This is a genomic window from Streptococcus oralis, assembly GCF_001578945.1.
Taxonomy (GTDB): Bacteria; Bacillota; Bacilli; order Lactobacillales; family Streptococcaceae; genus Streptococcus; species Streptococcus oralis_Q.
Window position 1 is genome coordinate 55601 of the sequence record NZ_KQ969557.1, and the last position, 2968, is coordinate 58568.

Annotated in this window: 3 protein-coding genes; 1 reads left to right on the forward strand and 2 read right to left on the reverse strand. The window is 39.2% G+C overall.

Annotation, left to right across the window (positions count from 1 at the left end):
* Nucleotides 1–57: 57 nt before the first annotated feature.
* Both SORDD16_RS09475 and SORDD16_RS09480 read right to left on the reverse strand, forming a co-directional pair.
* The gene (locus SORDD16_RS09475) at nucleotides 58–1206 is read right to left on the reverse strand and encodes a MucBP domain-containing protein (protein WP_061453255.1); all 1149 of its coding nucleotides are present in this window, start codon (nucleotides 1204–1206) and stop codon (nucleotides 58–60) included.
* A 269-nt stretch (nucleotides 1207–1475) separates the two neighbouring features.
* Complete coding sequence (locus SORDD16_RS09480; RefSeq protein WP_061453256.1) at nucleotides 1476–2120, reverse strand: recombinase family protein; 645 nt, start codon at nucleotides 2118–2120, stop codon at nucleotides 1476–1478.
* Between the two features lie 412 nt (nucleotides 2121–2532).
* Between SORDD16_RS09480 and SORDD16_RS09485 the strand changes: the two genes are divergently transcribed.
* Nucleotides 2533–2968 (forward strand): hypothetical protein (locus SORDD16_RS09485; RefSeq protein ID WP_241734058.1); only part of this gene is annotated, 436 nt, incomplete at its 3' end.

Consider the following 2968-nt stretch of genomic DNA (forward strand, 5'->3'; position numbering starts at 1 on the left):
TATAAGACTATAAACAGATTTTATTTATCTATAATAATCTTTTCAAAACTGTAAACATTAGTGACGTTCGTGTCTTCCTTTATAGCGTTTCTTAGTTAAACCTAAACTAGAAAGGAGTCCTACAGCTAGGAATCCTAGGCTAGAAACAGCTTCACCAGTATTTGGGAGTTTGTTTTTTGTAGTTTCATTAGATTTATTAGTTTCAGATTGCATGGTTGTATCCCTGTTATTATCCCCTTGATTTGAATTATTTTGTTTTTCACCATTGTCGAATGGAGTTGAATCGTTACCGTTTTTAGCAGGATTTTGATTATCTGTTGGGTTTTCAGACTTACCATTTCCATTGTCACTAGGTTTGTTATCGCTCGGATTGGATTTGTTACCTTGGTTATTACTATTACCGTTGTCGCTTGGATTTGGCGTAGGCTGCGGAGTTGGCTCAGGCGTTGGCTTAGGTGTTGGTCCTGGCTTTTGAGGGTCAGCTGGTTTTTGGGATTTTTTCTTGTATATAAGATCAATCCCTTGGTTTTTATCACCGTACTTTAAAGTGTACGGTAATTCAACATCGGTAGCTATAGCAGCACCGTTGTCTATTGCTGCCACCTGGAACTCATATCCAGGGAAATCTTTTTTCTGGACTGTATAGGTCTCACCTGGTGAGAGTTCTACAGTATCGGTTCCAAGATCGTTCGCTCCTTCTCCTCCTCTGAGAGCCCAGTAATTAATATTAAATTTCTGGGTCTGAGCTGGGGTTGGTTTTTCTGGTTGCTCTGGGTTCGGAGCTGGTTTTTCCGGCTCAGCTGGTTTCTCAGGTTGTCCAGGGTTTTCAGGTTCATAATAGAACGCCAAGGTCTGATTTTCTGGTAGACCTTGGAAAGACATATATTTAATAGTATATGTCTTTGTGTGGAATTCGCGAACTTGACTACCATCGTAATGGGCACCCAGTACGAACTTGTAGCCCTTTATGGAAGGTGCTTCGGTCGTATAGCTTTCACCTTCCTTTAGTTCAATACTCCACTCTTTTACGGGATTTTGACTATTAACCCCGTAAAAGATTCCTACTTTCACTTTAGAAACAGCAGGAGCTACAGTTTCAGTAGCAGGAGCTCCATCATCAGCAGAAACTGTCATTGAAACGGTAGTAGTTGCTCCTAGAACAGCTACTGAAAGCAATACGATTCCGTATTTAGCAATATTTTTCATTTGTTTTTCCTCCGTTTTTTGTTTTTGAAAGTCTAAACTTTTTCTCCCTCAAATAACCTCTGCTACAAGTCATTTGATGGATTCTAATGGACGAACATCAAATAGAACGCTTAAAAAACAAAAAATGCTAGCTTCAAAAAGGCATAAAACCTGATTAAACCAGCATTTAGAAAATGAATTTTTCAATCTTTGAGAATTCTAACAAACGTTCGTCTGCTAGAATGTTTTGACAGTTTTATTCTACCATTTTATCTCATAAATGCAAGCGCCTAGAGGATATTTTTTGATTTTGTTTGTATGTTATTGCGCTTTAAAATATTATAAAGGGTGGCCGTGGATATGTTGGACATTTGGGAAATTTCTTTGACCGTTAGATTTGACTGTTGATAAAGTTGAATAACTTCTTTTTCCTTGGTTTTAGAAATTCCTTTATTACCCAGTTTGACACCTCGTTCTTTGGCTTTACGTAAACCGTCTTTAGTTCTGGAGCGTATAGCTTCTAGTTCCATCTCTGCGACATATCCTAGAATGACAACCAGTAATTTGCCAGTTAGCGAGTCTGTCACGATATTTTCTTTCAGGCTGATTAATTGAATATCATAAATAGTTAGGTCGTCCAATATATTTACTAGAGTAAACATTTTTCTAGTTAGTCTATCTAACTTATAAACGACTAGCGATACCTGTTTGTTGATTCGCTTAAGTTCTTTAGCTAGTTTTAAAGCCTTAAGCAACTGAACTCTGTTATCTTGAGATCCTGATTCTTTTTCGATAAAAAGTATATCACAAGACTTCAGAGCTTCTTTCTGAACCTCTAGGCCTAACTCTTGGCGGTTGTCCGTGGAGCTGACACGAGCATAGCCGATTTTGATTTCCCGTAGATCCTTGAATTTATTGATGTAGTATTTGGTCACAATTATCTCCTTGTTTAACTTAGCCTTGCCATTGTAGCAGAGGTAGGTTCAGTTTAACAAGAATTTAGGGGAAAGAAAAAGCACCAATAAGATAGTGCGGTGACGCCTAGCAGTCTAAAAGTAATTTGGATTCACACACTTTATAAATACTAAAGACAGTTCATTTCGTGAGTTTTTTCGTAAGAAAACCGATTTGGCAACCATTACTGAAAAAGCGCTAAGCGAGACCTTGCTGGCTATGAATCATTGCCTCAGAAAATGCTTGAGTTCCAAAACAGCTTTTGAAGCACTCAGAGATGAGCTTTAAAAATGTTGTACTTTTTATTGCAATTTATCAAAAGAAACGACTTATGAATACAGCAAGGCAGGGCGCCTAATCGCAACGACCAATGCCTTGGGTCACCGCACCAGCATGACCTATGATGCCAATGGCAATCAAAATAGCCTAACAGATGCGGCAGGCTATACTGCTAGCACGACTTATACAGGTCAAAATCAAGTTTCCAGTATTACAGATGGTTTAGGCAATAAAGCTACGATGGCCTACAATCAGATGGAACAGTTGACTGAGTTGACAGATGCCTTGGGTGGCAAGACTCAGTACACCTATAATGAACTGGGCTATCCGATTCAGGTTACCGATGCTAATGGCAATGTCACTACGATGACCTATACCTCAACGGCTCAACTGGAGGAAGTGACTCTTCCAGACGGAACCACTGTAAAGCAAGAATACGACACCCTTGATCGTCTCATCAAGCAGACGCATTCTAGTGGTTTGGTAACAGAGTACAGCTACGATGCCGCCAACCGTGTGGTGAACAAAAAAGATAATCAGGATCTCAATG